Raw genomic sequence first — 16,767 nt, 5'->3', positions numbered from 1 at the left:
CGCATCCCTACACCGGCATAGGCCAATAAAGGATTAATTTCAATATCTGCTTTCGAGCGGATGAGCTCGCCGTGAGTTGCATCACTGACTGTAATGGTGGTTTCATTTTTCATGTGGGCATATGAGACTGAACCCACTGCGAACCAGCGCTCATTAAAATCATAGGTGAAACCGACAGTCGCAATTGGAGCAATTGTATCGGTTGCTTCAAGGTCTACTGTAGGATTGGCTTTACTAGGTTTGCCTTCGAGTGAAGCTCCGGCATTGCCTTCTTTGATATTGGCAATCATATGACCGGCTGCAATCAAGTCCTGTTCAGTACGCGGGTTAATTTCCAGCTCGTTAAAATAAGCATACATTACCCCTAAACCGACATAAGGACGGAATTTATTGACCCCGGTTTTACCAAAATGATATTGGAATTCAAAGGCGGGTGTCCAGGCACGTGCCGAAGCAGCAGGTCCATGTGCCTCCAAATCTGTAATAAAAATATCATTTTTCAGATCAATATTAAGAAATTCTAAAGGTAAACTACCAATTTGTGGGGTTGCCACAGCAGCAAAGGGTGCATAAATTTTCCCTTTACCCTGTAAGTCTACTTTAGGTGGAATGCCGGCTTTCATTTCAAAAGAAACATGATCGGTAAAGAAGTAATTGGTCATGATCCCCAGCGTAGTAACATCATCTGCTTCCAGACCTGTACCGGGATTATTCCACTCCTCCAGCCCCTGAATCTGTGAGCTACCACTCAGCCCGCTTCCCAGTTGACCGCCGGTAAAAAAGCCCAAACCTCTTAAAACCGTGGCAAGCGTAGTCTGATTGACCTCGGGATTGAGATTGTTTAATACGGTATCAACCTGAATATCTCCATTCCTGGAAATTTCACCATTTTTAACTGCAGTATTGACTTGAAAAGGTTGGGCTTTACCTTGAGGCATAACATGTAGTGCGCCGACAGAAACAGAAAAGCGTTTAAAGCCATCTCCATCTTGTAAACTAAAATACGGAGAATCGGCATAGCTCACGGCGGGCAGGGCAGCAAGAGACGACATCATGCAAAGTAAGGTTTTTTTCATTCAGGGACTCCATGTCCATTTTGCGATTATTAGTTTTTTTCGTTCACTTTTCTTATTCTATATTTAGAGAAAATTCATTTTGTTACTAAAAAATATTAATCGGGTAGTATTCATGTAAAAAATTAGCTATTTTGTTTCAATAACATAAAGAAAAATAAATTTATGTAACATGTTTTTTTTACCGTTGGGTAAAATTCATACAGTCAAAAGTCGGTCAAAAATGAAAGCATATTTATATATTTTTAACGCATTAAAGCAGCTTTTATGAAGGGCAGATGTGATTAATAGTCATTAGGATGCAGTTAAAACCGGGTCCCTCACTCACATAAATAAATTGATGATACGTAGAGTTAAAATCCCATCTCGCACTAAGAGGCATTTTTCCGTACAATATGTTGCAGAAATCCTTGAGTGAATCATATGAGCACCCAAAATACTCCCAAGAAAAAACCATTGGTGAATTTACCGTTTCCGATCAAAAAGGCAGATGAGAATTCCTCCGATGAAGTATTGGAAGATTTACGTCCCAAACCTCAGCGCTATGCTGATCGTACCTGGATGCCGCCACGTGGTACACGCCGTTCTATGGGCAAACGTTAAATTCTTCGTATAAAAAAGCCATGGTCTGACCATGGCTTTTTTATTGCAGTATTACAAAGGGTTTTACGTCCTTTAATTTGTGCTATCAGGATGGCTTCGTCTATCATGGTTCTGATAATAATTTCTTTTTTGATGATACATGTCCAGGTCAGCACGCTTAAGCATGTCATCTATCCGTTCTTGCTCAAAACTTGTGGCATGACCAATAGACAGGCTCATGGGCTGAGTGGAATAAAATTGATTATCGACCGATAACAACTCATGCAGGCTTTGCAAACAATTTTGTAGCGCTGCTTCATCTGCACCAGGTAAAAGTACCACAAACTCGTCTCCGCCAATGCGTGAAGCTGAATAGGGGGTATGTTGAATCAGCTGGTTCAGAATGTTGCCCATTCGGCGTAATACACTGTCTCCTGCATCATGGCCAAGACTGTCATTCAGGGCTTTTAGTCCATTTAAATCCATAAAAATACAAGAAATTGGACGCAATAGATTGCGTTCAAGCCGGTTCAGTTCTGCCATATAAAAAGAACGGTTACATAGTTTAGTCAGCACATCATGCTTGCCTAAATATTCCAGATAATTTTCAGCTTTTTTGCGTGCCGTAATATCAGTCAGGGCAACCTGTACAATGCCCCAGTCATCTAGATAATCTGGAAATACGGTAAATTGCAGCAGTACATGACGAATACTGCCATCAATGGCGTAATTTACCGCTTCACGTTGATGATGCAGATGACCATTCCACAGTTCAATCAATTGTTCTCTAAAAGTTTGTACCATTTCTTCAGCAAAAACTTTATGAATGTTTTTAAATAGAATCTCTTTACTTGAGGCGCCGAACAAATCTAGCGTGGCCTGATTGACATCAAGAATCACGATCTCTTTAATGCATTCCTGCACAAAATCGGGATGTACATCTAGAAAGGTTACAAAGTCTTCAATGCCCAAAATACGAAGCTGATCTAATTTTAGTTTGATTCGGCTGAAATCTTCTACCCAAAGTGAGGTCGGAGAATAAGTAAAGCGCGCCTCTGCAAGATGACGGCTTTGCTCTTCAAGACGGCAGGCTTCAGTATAAGCAGTAATATCTTCAGTGGTAATTAAGACTAAGGACAAGTCCTGTTTATGTTGCGGCAGCACAATGCCTTTGAGCTGGATATCCAGACGTTTGCCTGTCAGGGTGTAATTCACGGCAGAATGGGAGAAATGCGTTTCGCCATTCCATAAGGCGACCAGTTCCTTGATATGGGTTTGGGTCATATCTGCTTTAAAGACCGATTCCAGATTTTGGCACAGCTGATCCAGATCTTTGGCCTGATACAGTTCCAGTGTTTTTGCATTTACCCGCAAGATTTTAATTTTTCTGGCACATTGGAGAATGCGCGATTGGTCTTGCTGTAAAAACTTTAAAAGATCTTGCACGCCTTGTTCACGCCAGATATCGAATTGTTTTTTGACTTCACTATAGTCTTCAAGCCACATCGCGATAGGGGAGATTTCAAAAAAGGGAGAATCTAGCATGTCCATTCAAGGCGCTCGTCATTTTTATTTAACTTCAAGTGGGCAGTATAAAGATAAAAAAATGATTTTAAAATAACGTGATAAGTAAAATATTATGATTTGTTAATGCGGAATACATCACAAAATGGTTAGTTTAAAAAAAGCCAATTCATTAATTGGCTTTAATACAGAAGAATTGAAAATTACCGGCTTTGTCTTCGTGCTTTATTTTCCGGTTTTGGTGCCGGAATTTCACGTTCACCTTGCCAGACATCGATAAAGTCTTTTTCATTGATGTTGTAGAGTTCAAGTAAGGCTAAAATTACCCCGCCAAACAGCATTGAACCTTCTGAGTTAGTTTGCCATTCAAAAATCTTGCCGTTTAACACATGCAAAATATCCGAAATTTCAAAAATGCGATCCCGGCCATTACTGTCAGTTGGATACATTTGAGTATTTAAAATAATTCGCGCCGCACTTTTTTCATTTTCGGATAAATCGAGCTGAGTAATGATTTCTTCATCGGGAGGTGAAAAGATCACCGCATCAGTAAATACGGTTCTAAGAAAATGACGCGTCAGTTTGGGTAAGGCTCTTTCTACAAAAGGGCGAAAAGAAATAGGCAAAATAACATTATGAGAAATGCCCTTGAACATGGGAGCAATTTCTTCGGTTTTGTAGCCGGCAATCCCGCAACCAATGGAGGTAATGAAATAAGTCATTTTCGGATGGTTTTTGGTATAGATTTTAAAGTCATCAATATAATGCTGAATTTGCGATAAGGGCATCTGTTGCAAATGCTCATTCATGGTGGGAATGGCATAGCTCTGACCCGCCCAGCCACGACCTACGCCTTGCACTGCACCAAAGTGCTGTAGTGCGGTACGCGCAGCTCCACCTGCATGGTTTCCTGCCATGTTGCTGCCAAAAACAAAAACGGTATCTTCCGGTAAATTTTTGACAATACTTTCGTCATGGTAATGGTAAGTCATAGGCTTTATTGTGATCAGGATGCTTTGTTTCATGTTGCTATTGAATGCGTATGCGGTCAAGACAAAATTGCTGCAATTTTCTTATTTAGTAGATATCCTTCATCAGCCAAAATATGTTTAATATTGGATTTTTTAAATCAGCACTGCCTTATATAGTTGATTTGATTTTTATGCCTTTGCGTAGGCATTAGTTCTACTTTTGAGAGGTCAAAAGTAGACAAAAACCTTTTGTTTCCCATACACGACGTCCTTGTCGTGATGGGAAACATGTGGCATCCATGCCACATTCATGAATCCAATACATACTAAAATCTATTTTTAATTTTGGCTTTACAAGCAACTGTAGTGATTGAAAAATGATTTATGAAAGAGGTCTGGTATAGATGGCTAAATATCGAAAAATTGATATTGAATGTTGAGCTTTAACCCTCATATTATTGAAACTGCATTTAAGTATAGAAGCTGAATAATATGTCGGATAGTCATCAACCTTTTGAATTAGTGACCAGCTATCAGCCCGCGGGTGATCAGCCACAAGCCATTGAAAAATTAGTCAAGGGGATTCAAAAAGGCTATCACGACCAGCTGTTACTCGGGGTAACAGGTTCGGGTAAAACTTATACCATGGCCAATGTAATTTCCCAGTTGCAGCGTCCAACCATTGTCATGGCACATAATAAAACCTTGGCTGCACAGCTGTATGGCGAATTCAAGTCATTTTTCCCGAATAACGCGGTTGAGTATTTCGTCAGCTATTATGACTATTATCAGCCGGAAGCGTATGTGCCATCTTCCGATACCTTTATTGAAAAAGACTCCGCGATTAATGACCATATTGACCAGATGCGCCTTTCTGCCACGCGGTCATTATTAGAACGCCGTGATGCCATTATTGTCGCTTCGGTTTCGGCCATTTATGGTTTGGGTGACCCGAATGCCTATATGAGCATGTTGCTGCATATCGTGCAGGGTGACCGGATCAGCCGTGATGACATCATTCGCCGCCTGGTGGAAATGCAATATACCCGTAATGAACTGGAATTCTTGCGTGGTACTTACCGTATCCGTGGTGAAATTATTGATATTTTCCCGGCTGAATCGGATCAGGATGCGATTCGTATTGAGCTGTTTGATGATGAAGTCGATTCGATTCGCTGGTTTGATCCTTTAACCGGCAAAATGGTGCGTAAAGTGCCGCGTGTAACCATTTATCCTAAAAGCCATTATGTGACCCCGAAAGATAACTTGCAGCGCGCCATCGGTACCATTCGTGAAGAACTCCAGGAACGTTTAGGTTTCTTTCGTGCCAATGATAAATTACTGGAAGCGCAGCGCATTGAACAGCGTACCCGCTATGACCTGGAGATGATGCAGCAGCTGGGCTATACCAATGGTATCGAAAACTATTCACGACATTTGTCCGGCCGTCCGGCGGGCGAAGCGCCCCCGACATTGTTTGATTATATTCCCGATGATGCTTTATTAATTATCGATGAGTCGCATGTCACGGTTCCACAAATTGGTGCCATGTATAAGGGTGACCGTTCGCGTAAAGAAAATCTGGTCAATTACGGATTCCGTTTGCCAAGTGCGCTGGATAACCGTCCAATGCAGTTTGAAGAATGGGAGCGTATTGTTCCAACCACGATTTATGTCAGTGCAACACCGGCAAAATACGAACTAGAAAAATCTGAACAGATTGCCGAGCAGGTGGTTCGTCCAACTGGACTGGTGGATCCTGAAATTGAAATCCGTCCAGTCTTGACTCAGGTGGATGATGTACTTTCGGAAATCAATATCCGTAAGGAACTGGATGAACGGGTTCTGGTCACGACATTGACTAAACGAATGGCAGAAGATTTAACTTCATATTTGAAAGAATACGGAGTCAAAGTGGCTTATCTGCACTCGGATATTGATACGGTAGAACGTACCAAGATTATTCATGAGCTGCGTAGTGGTGTGCATGATGTACTGGTCGGTATTAACCTGCTGCGGGAAGGTCTGGATATGCCGGAAGTTTCCCTGGTGGCAATTTTAGATGCCGATAAAGAAGGCTTTTTGCGTTCGGAGCGTTCATTGATTCAGACCATTGGTCGTGCTGCACGTAACGTGAAAGGTAAGGCAATCTTGTATGCAGACCGGATTACCGATTCAATGCAGAAAGCCATTGATGAAACCGAGCGACGCCGGGCCAAACAGATCGAATTTAATGAACTGCATGGGATTACCCCGCGCAGCACCAAGCGTCAGAACAGTCAGGATATTGATACTGGCGAAATCCTGAACGATGATGAGATTGACGAGAAAATCTCGAATCAGGCGCGTGCCTTAAGTGCGGATGAACGCCATATCCTGGCAGACCCTAAATTACTGGCCAAGCATTTGTCCAAACTGGAAAAAGAAATGCTGAAAGCCTCGAAAGAATTGCAGTTTGAACAGGCCGCCCGACTGCGTGATGAAATTGTTCGTTTGAAAGCGCAAATGTTAAGCTAGGGTGATGATTTTCTTTGCAAAATCATTACATAACGCTACAGTATGATTTGGTTGGAGTCGTTATTTTTAAATGTGCAAGCATTTTAAGAATTTAAAATTTTGACTGAAAGGTACTTTTATGACAAGCAATAATCTTCCAAAAGCAAGTTATAAACTGGCGAAAATTGCCGTGGGTGGAGCAGTATTGCTCGGTCTGGGTATGGCGACGATGGCATATGCGCAAACCAAGCCATTACAAACAGTGGAAAAGGTTGAGCTGGATAAATATCTAGGTGTCTGGTATGAAGTTGCTCGTAAACCTTTATACTTTCAGAATAAGTGCGATCGTGATGTCACTGCGACTTATACCCTGAATGAAAATGGCAATGTGGGCGTCGATAACCGCTGCTATACCAAAGACGGCAAGCTTACTCAATCAGTTGGTGAGGCATTTATTCAAAATGCGCCTTTTAATACGAAATTGAAAGTAAGTTTCTTCCCTGAGGCGATCCGGTGGTTACCTTTCGGCCGTGGTGATTATTGGGTGCTTAAACTTGATGAAAACTATCAGACCGTATTGGTAGGTGAACCACGCCGTAAATATATGTGGGTATTGTCGCGTTCACCGCAACCTGACCAGGCAGTGGTCAATGAATATTTAGAGTATGCGAAGTCAGTCGGCTATGACTTGGGTGATGTCATTCATACCAAGCAGACGATCAAATAATAAACTCAATATTTTGACAAAAGTTAAAACCATGCTTAGGCATGGTTTTTTATTTGCTAATATAGCGTTCCTTTAAAAAAAAGATGAATGATCCAGTATTTTGGATGGTTTTCTGCGGTCATGAAATAAATAATTTCCTTGAGGTAAAAGATGTATAAAGGCTTGGCTTTGTCAGTATTGGCATCTATTACTTTTGGGGCATTGTATTTTTATAGCCAGTTCCTGAAACCCTTGGACAGTGAACAAACTTTCGCTTGGCGCATGCTGACGACCTTGCCTTTTCTAACTTTGTTTATGTATTGGTCTGGTGATTTACAACATGTTTCCCAAATTTTTAAGCGTATTGTTAAACAGCCTCTGTTTCTGACTTGGCTGATTTTTAGTTCCATTCTGTGTACCACACAGCTGTGGCTGTTTTTGTGGGGACCGATTAACGGTCGCGGCTTGCAGGTTTCACTGGGTTATTTCTTGTTGCCTTTGGTGATGGTGCTGGTCGGTTGTGTACTTTACAAAGAAAAACTGTCGAGATGGCAACTGGCCGCTGTGATATTGGCAATTTTAGGTGTGTCGCATGAAATCTGGCGTATAGGCAGTATCGCTTGGGAAACCGTATATGTCGCTTTGGCTTATCCCTTATATTTCTTTTTACGCCGTGCCTTTAAAACTGATCATCTGGGCGGTTTCTGGTGGGATTTATGTCTTATTTTACCGGTCGCTTTTTATTTGGGCTTCATACATAGCGATAGTCTGAGTTTAATGGCTTACTTCCCTCATTTAATTTGGGTCGTGATTGGTCTGGGTTTTTTAAGTGCACTGGGGCTGGGTAGTTATATTTTGGCTAGCCGATATTTACCATTTGTCATTTTTGGATTACTCAGTTATCTGGAACCCGTGCTTTTGGCCTTTGCCTCTATTGTGCTGGGTGAGCGGGTTGAAGCAGGGGAATGGCTGACTTATATTCCGATCTGGATTGCCGTTTTATTGTTGGTGATTGAAGGTACACTTCATCTGGTTAAGCAAAAACGTAAACAGCTTGCGCTGAATCAGAATATCGAAAATTATTAGGATAGAATTAAATAAGCCGCCCTGCACTTATTGGGTGAAAATTTTCTTTGTTTGATAAAGCAACATTTAACAAAAAAGTATAGTTTGTCTTTAGAGGAAAGTTTTTAATCTTTTAATAGTAAAATCATAAAAATAGTTACAACTATTTTGTAAATTTATACTGAATATAGCGTAAAAAGCACATTGAATATTCAGCTTTTGATTCAAACTTGCTGATAATTCCTTTACAATTGTCGGGTTTGAAATTTATGCCTAGATATACAATTAATTAGAGGACGTAGCTGTGAGCAAAGACACTATCATCGCCCTACATGCAGATCACCAAGGTCGCTGGAAAAACCGTGAAGAAATCGCGGAACGTATGATTGCCCTGATTGGTCAATTATATCGTGAAAAAAATATCGTGACTTCTGTATACGGTCGTTCTTTAGTTAACCGTTCAGTAATCCAGATTTTAAAAGCTCATCGCCGTACACGTGTAATGGACGTTGAACTTTCAGTTGTCAACACTTTCCCGATTTTAGAAGCTTTAGCTAAAATTGATAATATTGGTTCAGCAGAAATTGATCTAGGTAAACTTGCTGTTGAATTCAAAGAAAAAGGTGGAGATGTTGACGCTTTTGTTGCGGATGCAGTGAAATCTTTAGTAGGTAATGCGAAGGCTGTAGAAGGCAAAGACGTTGTTCTTTACGGTTTTGGTCGTATCGGTCGTATTCTTGCTCGTTTAATCATTGGCCAATCAGGTTTGGGTCGTGGTTTAAGCCTTAAAGCAATCGTAGTTCGTAAATCTTCTGATGGTGATTTGGAAAAACGTGCTTCATTATTACGTCGTGACTCAATTCACGGTCCGTTCCAGGGCACAATTTCTGTAGATGAAGAAAACGAAGCCATTATTGCAAATGGTCAGTTCATTAAAGTGATCTATGCATCTAGCCCATCTGAAGTGGATTACACTGCTTTTGGCATCAATAACGCTTTAGTAATTGATAACACAGGTAAATGGCGTGATGCTGAAGGTCTTGCTGAACATTTGAAATGCCCAGGCGTTGCTCGTGTAGTATTGACTGCTCCAAGCAAAGGCGAAATGAAAAATGTGGTATTTGGCGTAAACCATACTGACATTTTAGATGAAGACAAAATCATTTCTGCTGCAAGTTGCACCACCAATGCAATTACACCAGTATTAAAAGTGTTAGATGACAAATACAAAGTGCTGAATGGCCACGTTGAAACTGTTCACTCTTTCACAAATGACCAAAACTTGATCGACAACTACCACAAGGCAGATCGCCGTGGTCGTGCTGCGACTTTGAACATGGTAATTACTGAAACTGGTGCTGCGAAAGCAGTTGCGAAAGCACTTCCTGCACTTAAAGGCAAGTTGACTGGTAACTCTGTACGTGTTCCGACTCCAAACGTATCACTTGCTATTCTTAACTTAACACTTGAGAAAGAAGTAGATCGTGAAGAAGTGAATGAATACATTCGTCAAATCTCAATCAACTCAAACCTTCAAGGTCAAATCGGTTATACAAATTCTACTGAAGTTGTGTCGAGTGACTTTATTGGTTCACGTACTGCCGGTGTATTTGATGCGCAAGCAACAATCACCTCAGGTACTCGTTTAACAGCGTATGTTTGGTACGATAACGAAGTGGGTTATAGCTGCCAGGTATTACGTATCGCTGAACAAATGTGTGGCGTAAGCTATCCAAAAGTTCCTGCTGAAACAAATGCATAATTTGTAAAGTAGTAAAAAGAGTCTCATTTGAGGCTCTTTTTTATGTCTGATGATAATTAAAAAAGATATTTATTTCATTCAATATAAGTGAGTAATAGGCTTGCTGCTAAAATATTATTCTGATAACTTACAAAGAGTAAGCGCATTAAAATTAGTAAGTAATAAAAATATTGAGAGAGCTTTATGACAAATTATGCGATCAGCCCTGTGTTGGGGCAGGTCTTATCCACTGAATGTCCATCACGTGAAATATTAGAACATCTTGCGAATAAATGGTCAGTCTTGATCCTGCGTTGTCTTAGTGAGGGCGTGCATCGCTTTTACGAGCTCAAACAACGTATACAGGGGGTCAGTGAAAAGATGTTATCTCAAACCTTAAAAATGCTGGAACAAGATGGTTTTATTTTAAGAACAGTTTATCCGGTCGTACCGCCGAAAGTGGAATATCAGTTGACGATTACCGGTTCACAGGCAGCTGAAAAAATCATGTGTCTGATTGGCTGGATTGAAAAAAGTTTGCCTGAGATTTTGGGTCATCAACAAAGCGTGGCAAAATAAGTTAAACAGAGTCTTGGTTAGCAGAACGAAGATAAAATGGGTGGGTTGAGTATTTTACTTAAATGATCTCTCAATAAGTTTTATAAGTTTTTATGAATAGCTGCCTGTTAATTTTATAACAGCAGAAGGATCCTGGATTTTATCAATAGACTAAATTCTTCTTAGCCAAAAATAACACGCTAAATGAAATTTATAGTGTTGCTGAATAATACTATTCGAGAAATTCTTTAAAATATGGCAGAATATGGGGTTTTAAAGTTTTTAGAGGATTGGCAGCATGCGCTTTGTTGATGAAGCAGTCATTACCGTAGAGGCTGGCGACGGTGGCAATGGCGTAGCCAGTTTTCGCCGTGAAAAGTTCGTACCCTTTGGTGGTCCAGATGGTGGTGATGGTGGTCGTGGCGGCAGCATTTATATTCAAGCCGACGATAATACCAGCACCCTAGTAGATTATCGTTATACACGTAGATTCCGTGCAGAACGTGCAAAAAATGGTCGCGGTGCAAACTGTGCAGGCCGTGGCGGTGAAGATACCGTATTATTGGTTCCAGTCGGAACAACCATCGTAGATACTGAGTCTGGTGATATTATCGGTGACTTGGTTTCTAATGGTCAGCGTGTAATGGTGGCAGCAGGTGGTGAAGGCGGTTTGGGGAATACTCACTTCAAATCTTCGACTAACCGTTCACCGCGTAAATGTACCCACGGCGCCAAAGGTGAATACCGTGAAGTGCGTTTAGAACTTAAAGTATTGGCGGATGTTGGCTTGTTAGGTATGCCTAACGCAGGTAAATCTACCTTTATTCGTGCAGTTTCTGCCGCAAAACCGAAAGTTGCAGATTATCCGTTTACCACCATGGTGCCTAACCTGGGTGTGGTGGATGCTGATAGCCATCGTTCATTCGTCATGGCTGATATTCCTGGACTGATTGAAGGTGCATCTGAAGGTGCGGGTTTAGGTATCCGTTTCCTGAAACATTTGGCACGTACCCGTATTTTGTTACACATTGTCGATGTACAACCGATTGACGGTTCAGATCCGGTACACAATGCCAAAGCAATTTTGAATGAGTTGAAAAAATTCTCCCCAACACTTTCTAAATTGCCAGTGGTATTGGTACTGAACAAGGTCGACCAGCTGGACGAAGATACGCGTGAAGAATGGTGTAAGCATCTTCTTGAAGAAATGCAGTGGAATGGTCCGGTATTCAAAACTTCAGGTCTTATGTCTGAAGGGACTAAAGAAGTTGTGTATTACCTGATGGATGAAATCGAGAAACAACGTGAACTCGAAGCGGAAGATCCAGAATACGCAGCACAAGTAAAAGCATTCCGTGACCAGCTTGAAGCTGAAACACGTGAACAAACCATCGCAGCGAAAGAAGCGTATCGCGAGATGCGTCGTCAGCAACGTCTTGCCGGTATTTTGGGTGATGACGATGATGATGAAGACGGTGATGATGGCGAAATGGAAGTGTACTACGTACGTTAAGCTCTGCAATATGAGTAACTGAGGACAAGATGATAGAAGTGGTAGATGGGCAACGTCAGCTCAAGGCTTGTAAACGAATCGTTGTTAAAATCGGATCATCTTTACTCACAGCAAACGGAACAGGGTTAGATCTGGATGCAATTTCGCATTGGGCGAAACAGATTGCAGATCTGCACAATGCAGGACATGAGATTATTCTGGTGTCTTCCGGTGCTGTGGCTGAAGGTATGGTTCGGATGAAACTTGAGAATCGACCCACCGATCTACCCAGTCTTCAGGCCTGTGCTGCCATTGGTCAAATGGGACTGATTCAGACCTGGTCAAGTGTATTGGAAAATCATTCCATTCAAACGGCTCAGGTTTTATTGACTCATGATGACCTGGCAGACCGTCGTCGTTATCTTAATTCATGTGATGCCTTACAGAATCTGATTGACTGGCATGTAGTACCTGTGATCAATGAAAATGACACGGTATCGACCGATGAAATCCGCTTCGGTGATAACGATACCTTGGCTGCGATGGTGGCAGGTCAGGTGCATGCCGATTTGTTGATTATCCTGACCGATCAGCAAGGCATGTTTGACTCCGATCCGCGTTCTAATCCGAATGCCAAGCTGTTCCATACCGTGCGTGCTCTGGATGAAAGCCTGTTTGATATGGCAGGTGGTGGCGGTAAATTTGGTCGTGGCGGCATGCTGACCAAAGTTCGTGCTGCACGTCTGGCGGCAAAATCGGGTTGTCCAACATTAATTGCCAGCGGTGAAAGTGATAATGTTCTGGCGCGCTTAATGTCTGGTGAACTGTTGGGAACCCTGTTTATTACTGACAATGACCGCATTACCGCGCATCAGCAATGGTTGGCGGCACATTTACAAACGGCAGGTCGTCTGGTTCTGGATGATGGTGCAGTCAAAGCGATTAAAGAAAACCACCGCAGTCTGTTACCTGTAGGGGTGAAAGCTGTGGAAGGTCACTTTGAGCGTGGTGATGTGGTGGAGTGTGTTGATTCACATGGTGGGCGTATTGCTGTGGGTCGTGTTAATTTTAGTTCGCGTTCGGCTGAAATTGTGAAGGGTTTATCTTCAGATAAAGTGCATCAGGTGTTAGGTGAAGCACGTTCGCTTGAGATGATTCATCGCAATCATATGGCGATTTACTAATAGCATAGTTTATAGCTTGAAAATCCCGCTTTAGAGCGGGATTTTTTATATATCTTTTCACTGATTATTTAATTAAACCGCGTTGAATCAACGGGCTAAATAATTTTTCATAGATGCACATGACCCAAGACATCAGTTTTACCTGATAGTGATTCCATAATTTTAAACCGGCAAGATTCACAGCCCACGACAAAATAAAGGCACCCAGCATATCAATCGGGAAATGCACACCGACATAGACTCTTGACCAAGCCACCAACCAAGCAACTGCGAGCAAAAACCTGCCAATATCCCGTCGTGCCGAAAAATAATAAGCAAAGGCAATACTGCTAAAAATAGTCATATGATTGCTGGGAAATGAGCCTGTTGCTTCATGGGCAATCAAAGTATGACCGACCTGCATCACGAAAGGACGTGGGGTATTGAACAGATAAGAGGCTAATTCACTGATTGAAAGGGCTATGCAACAAAATACGAAGGCTTTTAGAATCAGGACCTTTGAACTATTACTCCCATAAAACCAGAACAAGGCAAAGCTAGCAACCAGGACATAAACTAAATCATGGGCGACGAAAGTGGCGTAATGCATCATTACAGGAGCAGCGTGTTCAGGCACATTAAGCATGCTAAACAAATCAAGATTTAAACTTTCAATGGACATGGAAGATCTAAGAGAATAAGAAGCAGTGGAATATGATAATTTTACAGGAAAAATCCCCTAAAGTTCTTGACAGGATTGTCACTATATTGTGGTAAATACCTTATGGAGCGCATTAAAAAACCGTGTATTTACACGGTTTTTATTGAATCTTGATTCTTTACTTAAACTGAATTGAACCATTGGCATTGACAGTAATTTTCGATTCACCTGCCTCAACATTTTGAGCATCAGCCGCTTCGGCACCTGAAAATTTAGCCATATTGGCGCGCATCATCACCGGTTGTGGATAGTTATTATTGGTATTCAGGTTCAGATTTACCAGGTTATAACCCGTTTTACTCCAGGCCTGACTGAGCAGTTGGGCACGTTGCTGGAAGTTTTTCGATGCTTCCACCATCAATTCATTTTCTACTTTTTTGCGTTGTGTATCGGAAACAGTAAAGTTGATCGACTCGGTCTGGAAGTTTTGCTGTAATTCGCTGATCAACTGGCTGACAGCTTTAAAATCGGTACTTTTTAGACGAATTTCTGCCCGGCCACGCCATTCTTTTAATTTCTGGCTGTCATTGTCATATACAGGATAGGTGCTTTGCGCACCGGTTTCGACTTTCACTTGCGGATATTTTTTCGCCGCTGCTATGGCTTGGTTCATTAATTGTGTGATAAGTGCAGAAAGTTCGGCTGGCTGTTTCTTGCTTCTTTCAATATATAAAACCGCATGCATTTCATCATTGGAAATCTGGCGAGTGGCTTCGGCCTGTACATTGACTAAATTATAGTTCAGCTGTTCTGTTTGCTGGGCAAAAGCAGTGGTTGAAAGTATGCTCGCAATTACCAGAGAGGAGAGGGTTAAATATCGCATTATTTTTACCTGTTTTTTTGTAAATAAAGGTTCAACTTTTAGTATGCATGTTATCGCTACTTCATGAGTATTTTTTGTAGACTTTGTGTCAAGATTGTAAGTGATTTTATTTTACTTTCAAAAAATTACTTGTAAATAAAATAGTTGAAAATTAAATACTTAAAGTATTTTTGTTCAAGCAATTACGTTAATCCAATCTTTTGCATAAAAAAAGTATAAAAATAAGGTTTTCTTTAGTCTGTCACACTGTAAGATGATAATTAAATCTAAGATTTGGCTTGATATATTTTTTCGATCGGTTTTGGGCAGATAAAGTCATAAAACTTGTTTATTTTATTGAAAAATTCTGTATCATCCGCCGTTTAGTTATGATGTATAAATCAAGTCATCAAACTAGATTCTATAAAGCACCGAGTCAAAGGACCGCAAGTCACCCGACTTATTTCTTTCAACCCATATCAGAGATGGTAATTCGATATGAGCGTTTCTTCTGTAAATCCTGCCACTAAGTCTACTAACGAATACTATTTGACTCGCCAAAGCCAGATGGAATCCAATGTTCGTAGCTATCCACGTAAATTGCCGTTAGCGATAGCAAAAGCCTTAGGTTGTTGGGTTACTGATGTTGAAGGTACAGAGTACCTCGATTGTTTAGCTGGGGCAGGAACATTGGCTTTAGGCCATAATCATCCTGCGGTAATTCAAAGTATCCAAGATACGCTTGCAAGCGGTCTTCCATTACATACTTTAGATTTAACGACACCTTTAAAAGATGCATTTACTGAAGCATTACTTGAACAGCTCCCTGGCGGGAAGGAAGAGTATTGCCTACAGTTCTGTGGTCCGTCTGGTGCAGACGGTACAGAAGCAGCGATTAAATTGGCAAAAACCTATACCGGTCGTAGTTCTGTGATCAGCTTCTCAGGTGGCTATCACGGTATGACTCACGGTTCTTTGGCAATGACAGGTAACCTGTCGGCGAAGAATTCAGTGAATGGCTTAATGCCAGGCGTACAGTTTATGCCATATCCGCATGAATACCGTTGTCCGTTAGGCATTGGTGGTGAAGCGGGTGTTGATGCCTTGACTTATTATTTCGAAAACTTCATTGAAGATGTCGAAAGTGGTGTTACCAAGCCAGCAGCTGTGATTCTTGAAGCAATTCAAGGTGAAGGCGGTGTGGTGACTGCACCTGTGAAATGGTTGCAAAAAATCCGTGAAGTGACTGAAAAGCACAACATCGTGTTGATTCTTGACGAAGTTCAGGCAGGCTTTGCACGTTCAGGTAAAATGTTTGCCTTTGAACATGCGGGTATTGAGCCTGATGTTGTGGTGATGTCTAAAGCAGTGGGCGGTAGCTTGCCACTTGCAGTACTTGGTATTAAGCGTAAGTTTGATGCCTGGCAGCCAGCAGGTCACACCGGTACTTTCCGTGGTAACCAATTGGCAATGGGTACGGGTCTTGCAACGATCAAAACCATCAAAGAACAAAATCTTGCACAAAACGCGCAAGAGCGTGGTGACTTCCTACAAGCTGAATTGAAAAAATTAGCGGTTGAATTCCCATGTATCGGTAACGTACGTGGCCGTGGCTTGATGATTGGTGTTGAAATCGTAGATGAGCGCAAACCTGCTGATCATATGGGTTCATTGCCAGGTGATGGTCAATTGGCTGCTGCGATTCAAGCGGCGTGTTTCGATAACAAACTATTGTTAGAGAAAGGTGGCCGTAACGGTACAGTAATTCGTTTACTTTGCCCGCTGATTATCAATCAGGCTGAATGTGAAGAAGTTATTGTTCGCTTCAAAAAAGCACTTGCTGAAGCACTTGTTGCCACTCGAGGCGCGTAAT

General features: G+C 41.6%; 14 protein-coding genes. 9 read left to right on the top strand and 5 right to left on the bottom strand.

Annotation, left to right across the window (positions count from 1 at the left end; translation table 11 throughout):
• On the bottom strand, nt 1-1,076 hold a 1,076-nt coding region (locus B4C48_RS05860), incomplete at its 3' end, for an OmpW/AlkL family protein (RefSeq protein WP_291354674.1).
• Nucleotides 1,077-1,496: 420 nt separating this feature from the next.
• Here B4C48_RS05860 and B4C48_RS05855 point away from each other — a divergent pair.
• On the top strand, nt 1,497-1,676 hold the full coding sequence (locus B4C48_RS05855; RefSeq protein WP_086175550.1) for a hypothetical protein: 180 nt from the start codon (nt 1,497-1,499) through the stop codon (nt 1,674-1,676).
• A 72-nt stretch (nt 1,677-1,748) separates the two neighbouring features.
• Here the strand turns inward: B4C48_RS05855 and B4C48_RS05850 are convergent, their stop codons facing one another.
• Together B4C48_RS05850 and B4C48_RS05845 are read right to left on the bottom strand one after the other, a co-directional pair.
• A complete protein-coding gene (locus B4C48_RS05850) occupies nt 1,749-3,206 on the bottom strand; it encodes a sensor domain-containing diguanylate cyclase (RefSeq protein WP_291354673.1) in 1,458 nt (485 codons plus the stop codon).
• A gap of 176 nt (nt 3,207-3,382) precedes the next feature.
• Nucleotides 3,383-4,171 carry an A1S_2505 family phage non-structural protein gene (locus tag B4C48_RS05845; RefSeq protein ID WP_291354798.1) on the bottom strand — a complete coding sequence of 263 codons (789 nt, stop codon included), beginning with the start codon at nt 4,169-4,171 and terminating at the stop codon, nt 3,383-3,385.
• A 471-nt stretch (nt 4,172-4,642) separates the two neighbouring features.
• Between B4C48_RS05845 and uvrB the strand changes: the two genes are divergently transcribed.
• The 7 genes from uvrB to proB all read left to right on the top strand — a co-directional run bounded on the left by uvrB (nt 4,643) and on the right by proB (nt 13,392).
• Complete coding sequence (gene uvrB, locus B4C48_RS05840) at nt 4,643-6,667, top strand: excinuclease ABC subunit UvrB (protein ID WP_291354672.1); 2,025 nt, start codon at nt 4,643-4,645, stop codon at nt 6,665-6,667.
• A gap of 118 nt (nt 6,668-6,785) precedes the next feature.
• Nucleotides 6,786-7,373: a lipocalin family protein gene (locus B4C48_RS05835; RefSeq protein ID WP_291354671.1), complete on the top strand. Its 588-nt coding sequence runs from the start codon at nt 6,786-6,788 to the stop codon at nt 7,371-7,373.
• A 150-nt stretch (nt 7,374-7,523) separates the two neighbouring features.
• The gene (rarD, locus tag B4C48_RS05830; protein WP_291354670.1) at nt 7,524-8,438 is read left to right on the top strand and encodes an EamA family transporter RarD; all 915 of its coding nucleotides are present in this window, start codon (nt 7,524-7,526) and stop codon (nt 8,436-8,438) included.
• Nucleotides 8,439-8,721: 283 nt separating this feature from the next.
• The gene (locus B4C48_RS05825) at nt 8,722-10,179 is read left to right on the top strand and encodes a glyceraldehyde-3-phosphate dehydrogenase (protein WP_291354669.1); all 1,458 of its coding nucleotides are present in this window, start codon (nt 8,722-8,724) and stop codon (nt 10,177-10,179) included.
• 183 nt (nt 10,180-10,362) lie between these two features.
• Nucleotides 10,363-10,737, top strand: coding sequence for a winged helix-turn-helix transcriptional regulator (locus B4C48_RS05820; protein WP_291354668.1), 375 nt, complete (start codon nt 10,363-10,365; stop codon nt 10,735-10,737).
• A 277-nt stretch (nt 10,738-11,014) separates the two neighbouring features.
• Complete coding sequence (gene cgtA, locus B4C48_RS05815) at nt 11,015-12,229, top strand: Obg family GTPase CgtA (protein ID WP_291354667.1); 1,215 nt, start codon at nt 11,015-11,017, stop codon at nt 12,227-12,229.
• Between the two features lie 29 nt (nt 12,230-12,258).
• Nucleotides 12,259-13,392, top strand: coding sequence for a glutamate 5-kinase (proB, locus tag B4C48_RS05810; RefSeq protein ID WP_291354666.1), 1,134 nt, complete (start codon nt 12,259-12,261; stop codon nt 13,390-13,392).
• Nucleotides 13,393-13,456: 64 nt separating this feature from the next.
• Here the strand turns inward: proB and B4C48_RS05805 are convergent, their stop codons facing one another.
• Together B4C48_RS05805 and B4C48_RS05800 are read right to left on the bottom strand one after the other, a co-directional pair.
• Entirely contained in the window at nt 13,457-14,053 is a 597-nt protein-coding gene (locus tag B4C48_RS05805; RefSeq protein WP_291354665.1) for a phosphatase PAP2 family protein, read from the bottom strand.
• A gap of 157 nt (nt 14,054-14,210) precedes the next feature.
• A complete protein-coding gene (locus B4C48_RS05800) occupies nt 14,211-14,915 on the bottom strand; it encodes an SIMPL domain-containing protein (protein ID WP_291354664.1) in 705 nt (234 codons plus the stop codon).
• 477 nt (nt 14,916-15,392) lie between these two features.
• Between B4C48_RS05800 and B4C48_RS05795 the strand changes: the two genes are divergently transcribed.
• Nucleotides 15,393-16,766 (top strand): diaminobutyrate--2-oxoglutarate transaminase, encoded by a 1,374-nt coding sequence (locus tag B4C48_RS05795; RefSeq protein ID WP_291354663.1) that lies wholly within the window; start codon nt 15,393-15,395, stop codon nt 16,764-16,766.
• The last annotated feature ends 1 nt before the right edge of the window (nt 16,767 follow it).

Origin of the sequence: Acinetobacter sp. UBA3106 (assembly GCA_002365595.1) — a bacterium.
Taxonomy (GTDB): Bacteria; Pseudomonadota; Gammaproteobacteria; order Pseudomonadales; family Moraxellaceae; genus Acinetobacter.
This window is presented reverse-complemented; position numbering and strand designations above follow the sequence as displayed.

What these genes read in the sequence shown, in the direction of transcription:
- B4C48_RS05855 (WP_086175550.1), top strand. Translation starts at nt 1,497, where the DNA reads ATGAGCACCCAAAATACTCCCAAGAAAAAACCATTGGTGAATTTACCG.
- B4C48_RS05850 (WP_291354673.1), bottom strand. Translation starts at nt 3,206, where the DNA reads ATGGACATGCTAGATTCTCCCTTTTTTGAAATCTCCCCTATCGCGATG.
- B4C48_RS05845 (WP_291354798.1), bottom strand. Translation starts at nt 4,171, where the DNA reads ATGACTTACCATTACCATGACGAAAGTATTGTCAAAAATTTACCGGAA.
- uvrB (WP_291354672.1), top strand. Translation starts at nt 4,643, where the DNA reads ATGTCGGATAGTCATCAACCTTTTGAATTAGTGACCAGCTATCAGCCC.
- B4C48_RS05835 (WP_291354671.1), top strand. Translation starts at nt 6,786, where the DNA reads ATGACAAGCAATAATCTTCCAAAAGCAAGTTATAAACTGGCGAAAATT.
- rarD (WP_291354670.1), top strand. Translation starts at nt 7,524, where the DNA reads ATGTATAAAGGCTTGGCTTTGTCAGTATTGGCATCTATTACTTTTGGG.
- B4C48_RS05820 (WP_291354668.1), top strand. Translation starts at nt 10,363, where the DNA reads ATGACAAATTATGCGATCAGCCCTGTGTTGGGGCAGGTCTTATCCACT.
- cgtA (WP_291354667.1), top strand. Translation starts at nt 11,015, where the DNA reads ATGCGCTTTGTTGATGAAGCAGTCATTACCGTAGAGGCTGGCGACGGT.
- proB (WP_291354666.1), top strand. Translation starts at nt 12,259, where the DNA reads ATGATAGAAGTGGTAGATGGGCAACGTCAGCTCAAGGCTTGTAAACGA.
- B4C48_RS05805 (WP_291354665.1), bottom strand. Translation starts at nt 14,053, where the DNA reads ATGTCCATTGAAAGTTTAAATCTTGATTTGTTTAGCATGCTTAATGTG.
- B4C48_RS05800 (WP_291354664.1), bottom strand. Translation starts at nt 14,915, where the DNA reads ATGCGATATTTAACCCTCTCCTCTCTGGTAATTGCGAGCATACTTTCA.
- B4C48_RS05795 (WP_291354663.1), top strand. Translation starts at nt 15,393, where the DNA reads ATGAGCGTTTCTTCTGTAAATCCTGCCACTAAGTCTACTAACGAATAC.